The sequence below is a fragment of the Candidatus Corynebacterium faecigallinarum genome (genome assembly GCF_052264515.1).
Taxonomy (GTDB): domain Bacteria; phylum Actinomycetota; class Actinomycetes; order Mycobacteriales; family Mycobacteriaceae; genus Corynebacterium; species Corynebacterium faecigallinarum.
The window spans coordinates 1-6917 of sequence record NZ_JBQQOC010000049.1 but is presented as its reverse complement, the minus strand read 5'-3'; the positions used below and the strand labels follow the sequence as shown (position 1 = coordinate 6917).

The 6917-nt window shown below is 65.9% G+C and carries 8 protein-coding genes; all 8 read left to right on the top strand.

All coding sequences use genetic code 11. The annotated features are described in order from the left end of the window. On the top strand, positions 1–724 hold a 724-nt coding region (locus ACTXPP_RS13770), incomplete at its 5' end, for an HAD family hydrolase (RefSeq protein ID WP_443342641.1). A gap of 43 nt (positions 725–767) precedes the next feature. Beyond that, entirely contained in the window at positions 768–1031 is a 264-nt protein-coding gene (locus tag ACTXPP_RS13765; RefSeq protein ID WP_301494665.1) for a phosphoribosyl-ATP diphosphatase, read from the top strand. 50 nt (positions 1032–1081) lie between these two features. After that, positions 1082–1927 (top strand): ATP phosphoribosyltransferase, encoded by an 846-nt coding sequence (gene hisG / locus ACTXPP_RS13760; RefSeq protein WP_301494685.1) that lies wholly within the window; start codon positions 1082–1084, stop codon positions 1925–1927. Positions 1928–2017: 90 nt separating this feature from the next. Continuing rightward, positions 2018–3502 (top strand): aspartate ammonia-lyase, encoded by a 1485-nt coding sequence (gene aspA, locus ACTXPP_RS13755; protein WP_367618698.1) that lies wholly within the window; start codon positions 2018–2020, stop codon positions 3500–3502. A gap of 101 nt (positions 3503–3603) precedes the next feature. Next, complete coding sequence (locus tag ACTXPP_RS13750) at positions 3604–4407, top strand: DUF1266 domain-containing protein (protein ID WP_443342639.1); 804 nt, start codon at positions 3604–3606, stop codon at positions 4405–4407. 34 nt (positions 4408–4441) lie between these two features. Further along, positions 4442–5371: a Sir2 family NAD-dependent protein deacetylase gene (locus ACTXPP_RS13745; RefSeq protein WP_443342637.1), complete on the top strand. Its 930-nt coding sequence runs from the start codon at positions 4442–4444 to the stop codon at positions 5369–5371. Further along, positions 5371–6318: an SMI1/KNR4 family protein gene (locus tag ACTXPP_RS13740; protein WP_443342635.1), complete on the top strand. Its 948-nt coding sequence runs from the start codon at positions 5371–5373 to the stop codon at positions 6316–6318. Before ACTXPP_RS13745 ends, ACTXPP_RS13740 begins: the two co-directional genes overlap by 1 nt. 55 nt (positions 6319–6373) lie before the next feature. After that, on the top strand, positions 6374–6917 hold a 544-nt coding region (locus ACTXPP_RS13735), incomplete at its 3' end, for a DUF1266 domain-containing protein (RefSeq protein WP_443342633.1).

Sequence of the window (6917 nt, the reverse complement as noted above, 5' to 3'; positions counted from 1 at the left end):
CCGTCGGGTGCGGACGGTGCTGTCGGCGGGCATGATGGTCCCTGTGAAAGCGATTCTCTGGGACATGGACGGCACACTGGTCGACACCGAACCACGGTGGGGGACGGCGACGTATGCGATGGCTGAGGCGATGGGACGGCCACTCACCCCGGAGATGCGCGAGAAGACCGTCGGGGGGACAGCGGACGGTACCGTCCGGTTGTGCGCCGCGTGGGCCGGTCTGGACCCCACCGACGCTGAGGTCGAAGGCTGGATCTCCTGGCTCTACGCCAGGGTCTCCGAGCTCTTTGCCGAGGAGCTCGACATGCGCCCCGGCGTACCGGGACTGCTGGCGCAGGGCAATGCTGCAGGGATGCCGATGATGGTGGTGACGAACACTTTCCGCTCGCTGACCGATCAGGCGCTGGAGACCATCGGGGCCACCCACTTCCAGGGTTCGGTATGCGGCGACGAGGTCGCCGTCGGCAAACCTGACCCCACCGCCTACCTGACCGCGGCTGAACGACTCGGGGTCGCCCCCGATGACTGCCTGGTGCTGGAGGACTCCACCAACGGTATGACCGCAGCGGCTGCCGCGGGCTGCCGGGTGGTGGGGTTGCCTGCACCAGGGACCGTCGTGCCGTCCGGGGCGGTAGCAGTGGCCGAACTGCGTACCGACGGTCGGGACGACCTCGACGGACTGGACCTTGAAGTGCTGTATGGCTTCTGGGCGGCCCTGGGGTAAGCCACTGCGACGACGATGCCGCCGATATGACACAATGAGAGCCGTGAAGAACTTCGATTCCCTGTTTGAGGAACTGTCCCAGCGCGCCAAGGACCGCCCTGAGGGCTCCGGCACCGTCAAGGCCCTGGACGCTGGGGTGCATTTCCAGGGCAAGAAGATCGTCGAGGAGGCCGGTGAGGTCTGGCTCGCCGCCGAGTACCAGTCCGACGACGAGCTCTCGGAAGAAATCTCGCAGCTGCTGTACTGGCTGCAGGTGGTCATGGTCGGTCGCGGCCTGACCCCGGACGACATCTACAAGTTCCTCTAGCACCGACAAGGCCACCGAAGCTGATGAGCACCTCGAGTAACCCCAACGAACTGCTGCGCGTCGCCGTCCCCAACAAGGGGTCGCTGTCGGAGACCGCCACCGACATCCTCGCCGAGGCCGGCTACCCCGGTCGCGGCGATTCCAAGTCGCTGACCATCGCCGACCATGAGAACGGCGTCGAATTCTACTTCCTGCGTCCCAAGGACATCGCCATCTACGTGGCCAGTGGCCACCTCGACATGGGCATCACCGGCCGGGACCTGGCCGCGGACACCCGCGAAGAGACCGAGGAACTGCTGGAGCTCGGCTTCGGCGACTCCAGCTTCCGCTACGCCGCACCTGCGGACCAGGAGTGGACGGTGGAGAAGCTCGAAGGCAAGCGGATCGCGACGTCCTACCCGAACCTGGTGCGCCGGGACCTGGAGACCCGCGGCATCGACGCCAAGGTCGTGCGCCTCGACGGGGCCGTCGAGATCTCGATCCGGCTGGGTGTCGCCGACGCCATCGCCGACGTCGTCTCCACCGGACGCACCCTGCGCCAGCAGGGCCTGAAGCCCTTCGGCGACCCGGTGATCACCTCCACCGCGGTGGTTGTGGGGCAGAAGGGTGCCGAGATCGATGACCGCCAGCGCGTGCTGCTCAAGCGCATCGAGGGCATCCTGCACGCCCGCAACTACGTCATGCTGGACTACAACTGCTCCCGCGATGTGCTGGACAGCGTAGCCTCGGTGACACCCGGCCTGTCCGCCCCGACGGTATCGCCACTGGCGCAGGACAACTGGGTGGCAGTACGTGCGATGGTTCCCCGTCGTGACGCAAATACACTGATGGACAAACTGTCCGCCCTCGGAGCGGAAGCCATCCTGGCCACCGACATCAGGATCGCCCGTATCTGAGACCAGACTCTGAAAGGTTTTGACGTGACTGAATCCGCGACCCCTGAGCCTACCGCCAGCACCACGCCTGAGATTCGGCACAATAAGCCGGTGACGTCGTCGACCGACCTGGTCACTGCGGCCGAGACCTACTCGCTGACGGCCCATGCGGCCGATCATTTCCGCACCGAGGAGGACCTTCTCGGCACGATGGAGGTCCCGGAGCACGCCTACTACGGCATCCACGCGCTGCGGGCCGTGGACAACTTCCAGATCTCCCGGACCACGCTGAACTACCTGCCGGAGTTCATTCGCGGCATGGTGCAGGTCAAGAAGGCCGCAGCCATCGCCAACCAGCGGTTGCACACCCTGCCCAATGACAAGGCCGAGGCCATCGTCTGGGCCTGTGACCAGATTCTGGAACATCACCGGTGCATGGACCAGTTTCCGATCGACGTGTACCAGGGTGGTGCGGGTACCTCGACGAACATGAACGTCAACGAGGTGGTCGCCAACCTCGCCCTGGAGTACCTCGGGGAGGAGAAGGGCCGTTACGACGTCATCAACCCCAATGACGACGTCAACATGAGCCAGTCGACGAACGACGCCTACCCGACGGGTTTCCGGCTCGGCATCCACACTGCTTTCCAGGAACTCATCCGGCACCTGTCTGCCCTGGAGCGTGCTTTCGAGAGCAAGGGGGAGGAGTTCCGCGACATCATCACCATGGGGCGCACCCAGTTGCAGGATGCCGTTCCGGTCAGTCTCGGTGACGAGTTCTCCGCCTTCGCCCGAAACCTCGACGAGGAGCAGGCGCAGCTCTCGCGGGCTGCGGCATTCATGCTGGAGGTCAACCTGGGCGGTACGGCGATCGGCACCGGGGTGAACGCCCCGGCCGGTTACCAGCACCAGGTGGTCGCCGCACTCAGCGAGGTCACCGGGCTGGAGATCATCGGTGCCCGCGACCTGTTGGAGGCTACCAGCGACACGGGTGCCTACGTCAACGCCAGTTCGGTGGTCAAGCGCGTGGCGATGAAACTGTCGAAGATCTGCAACGATCTGCGGTTGCTGTCGTCCGGTCCGCGCGCCGGCCTCAACGAGATCAACCTGCCGGAACGCCAGGCAGGCTCGTCGATCATGCCGGCGAAGGTCAACCCGGTGATCCCGGAGGTCGTCAACCAGATCTGCTTCAAGGTCTTCGGCAACGACGTCACCATCTCGATGGCGGCGGAGGCCGGCCAGCTGCAGCTCAACGTGATGGAGCCGGTCATCGCCCAGTCACTGTTCGAGTCGATCCGTCTGCTCGCCCGGGCCTGCACCACTTTGCGCACCCTGTGCGTCGTGGACATCACCGCCAATGAGGAGGCGTGCCGGGCCTACGTGGACAACTCCATCGGTATCGTCACCTACCTCAACCCGCTGATCGGCCACCACAACGGTGACCTGGTCGGCAAGGAATGCGCACGGACGGGCAAGTCGGTGCGCGAGGTGGTCCTCGAGCGCGAGCTGTTGGACGAGAAGACCCTGGACAAGGTGCTGAGTAAGGAGAATCTGCTGCGACCGGTGTGGCGCGGCAAGCTCTACCTCGACAACTGACGGAATCCTCGGCGGGGGGCACTAATCGGGTGTCCCCTGATGGGGGAAAGCAGACATGCTAGTGCTGACGAGTGTTTTTTTACGGGGCTAACCTCGGGACTGTGACACTTCCAGAAGACTACTCCGCCCCCACGTACGACGACCGCATCCGCCAGGTGGCCCCGCAACCTTCAAGGCCGGAGTTCCTTTGGTTGAACACCTCTGACCAGTCTCTTCAGCGCGCCTGGTCACTGTCTCTGCCACACGACCTCACCGACCGCCGCGTGGTGGACGGCCCCCCTCCTGCACTGCCTCCGAATGAGGGGTTCCGTCGCATTTTCGCGGTGGACCGGGGGGAGGACCACCGCCACCGGCTGGCCAGTGTCTACGGTGTAAAGGATGCCGCCACCGCACTGGAGGTCGCCTGGGACCGCCTGCGCCTCGCCAGCACCGGAAACGCAGGTTACCGTGCACTTCGGCCACTGCTCCAGGAGGTGGTGTCCGTCCCGCCGGAGACCCGGTCGTTGACGCACTCCTGGGAGACACTGTCGCGTGTCAACACCGACAAGCACGCCCTCGTCATCCCGTTCCTGCAGGATGAGGCGGTCTACGCCCTGCCAGCGGTGCTTCCGGTGGACACGATCGCCTGGGATGTGTCGGTCGCGATGCGGATCCTGTGGCTGGCACATGGCGGGGGACTGTTCGAGGACACCGTCGCCTGTCACGACCTCGCCCTGGACGCCCTCGACCTCATCCGTTCGATCTACTCCTCCTGGCGAGAGGTTGGTGACGGGATCGTCGTGGGTCGTGCGCTGTCCACCGGACGGGTGGACGAGTCCTGCATCGCCTATGTCGACCAGGTTGCCATCGCCCTCAACCACCCAGATTCGCCCTGGGTGCGCTTGCCGTTGCACGAGAATGCATGAGGTGAACTGACGCCGCACCGGTATCGTGGAGGGCATGCTCCCTGACCCGGTCGCGCTCGCACACCGTTCCGCCCTCCGATCGATCGCCCGTATCGTCGAGGAGACCGCCACACCCACCGATCCGGCTGTTGCCCTGCACGCTGTCGCCGATCAACTGCGGGCCGGGAACACGCTGGTGGTCACCGGAGCAGGGGTCTCCACTGATTCCGGTATTCCCGACTACCGTGGCCCGGCCGGCTCGCTGGGGCGGCATCGTCCGATGACCTACCAGGAGTTCCGGCATGATCCGGCCGCGTCACACCGTTACTGGGCCCGATCCTTCGTCGGCTGGCGGGAGATGGCGACCGCCGGACCCAATGCGGCGCACTACGCCATAGCCGAGTTGGAGACCGCCGGGGCTGTCAGCGGAGTCATCACCCAGAACGTCGACGGCCTCCACGCCGCCGCAGGGTCGCGGAACCTGCTGACACTGCACGGGGACCTCGCCCGGGTGATCTGCCTGGAATGCGGACACACCGAGGACCGTCGGACCTTCGATACCCGTCTGGAATCAGCCAACCCCGGCTACCTGGAAGAGGTCCGCCTGGATCCCACCCAGGTCAATCCGGACGGTGACGTGACACTAGACGACGAACACGTCGCGAAGTTCCGGATGGTCGGCTGCATGAACTGCGGCTCGGTCCTGCTGAAACCGGATGTCGTCTACTTCGGCGAGCCGGTGCCGCGTGAGCGCCATGACCGGGCGGCACAGATGGTTCAGGACGCCACGTCAGTCCTGGTCGCAGGATCGTCGCTGGCTGTGATGAGCGGATACCGGTTGGTGCTGGACGCACAGAAGACTGGTAAGCAGGTCTCGGTGATCAACGGTGGACCCGGGCGCGCCGATGCCCGGGTGGATACGTTGTGGCGCACCGGTGTTGGCCCGGCGTTCCTGGAACTGCTCGACGAGTTGGGGTTGGCGTGATGGCGGATAACGGGGTATTCGACCCCGAGTCGTTGCACCGCCTCGAGGGACTGGTTACGAACGACCCCGCGGACACGGTGGACCTCGAGGTCGCGGACGCACTTCTCCCTGGTGGCCTCCCCTTCGCGCTGCGAGAGCTGCTCCAGGTGAGTAACGGAGTCCGGGTCGGCGAGACGGAGGTCTTCGGCACCTCCAGGCTGATCGCGGCCAACGAGGATTCCGATCACCGGTGGGCGTTGGGGGAGCAGACCTTGGTCATCGGCCAGGCTGGTGCTGGTTCGGCCCTGGTGATGTCCTACGGCCGCCCCGAGGTATGCGAGGTCGACGACGATCCCTGGGACGCGCGTACGACCGCGGAAACCTCGGACACCCCGCTCGAGTTGTTCACTGTCCACCAGGGCCGACCGCTGGCTCAACGCAGCACCTGGTGGGCTGTTCCCGGTCTCGACGACGCGATGCAGATGGTGCGGACCAGCCTCCGGGAGGAACTGGCGGCCATGGCGCAGACCGTGCTGGGGGCGGCGAACGGAGAGCCCTTTTCCTCCGAACTTTCCGGACTCTTCGGGTTCGCGGCTGTTGATCCGGATCGGGCCGAAGAGTTGCTGACCGCCGCCGACTGGGAGTCCTTCCTGATCAACTACCGACCGGATCCACCTCGCCCTGGTTCCAGTGCGCAGGTGCAGTGGCGTCTCGCCTGTGACGCCCTCCTCGACCCCGACCACGGGGAGCTTCTGGACGCGGCGAGGTCGACGAGGACCGCTCCAGGAGTTCCGTCCCCTGACACCGTCCGGGAGTTCGCCTTCCTCAGCGTCCTGGCGAAGGCCCGCGAAGAACTGGCGGCACAGGTCACCGGCGACACGGGTACCCGGGTGGACGGACCAGGGCACCGACTCGCCGCGGTGTACGCGGCCGGGCATGTCCCGGTGAGCCTCAACCAGGCGCGTTAGCGTGACACACCTGGACGGTGACCCACTCGGGTAGGAGACCGCTCTCGGGTGGTCCTTGTCCCTGCCCTACGAGCTCGGACCGGACCGCATCATCGACGGCCCAGGGCCTGCACCTCAGCCGAAGAAGGGGCTGAAGAAGCTTATCGGCGGGGGAGACGAGGGACGTTGCCGCCAGATGCTCAGCGGGTCCTGGGAAGTCACCAACCGGGAGGAAGCGCTGAATACCGCCCACGAGCTGCTGACCTATGCCGGGGACGCAGGCTACCGTGCTCTGCGACCGGCGCTGACCGACCTGGTGCAGCTGCCGGTCCCGCAGCGTGGCCAGCATCTCGACGGGCTGATCGCCGCCACCCGCGAAGCCGTGGACCCGGAGGTTCCCGACGAGGCGGTCGCCGCCGAGGTCCGTCGGGTCGCCGGCCCGTTCCTGCTGGAGGAGTCGGTTCGCGCTCTTCCGTCGCAGCTGCCCACGGACACGGTCGGCTGGGACACCGCCCGCGACCTGCGGATGCTCTGGATGGCGCATGGCGCTGGCTACATCACCGAGGAGGACGCTGAGCCGTTGGTGCGTGGTGCGTTGGAGGTCACCAGGCAGGTTTACA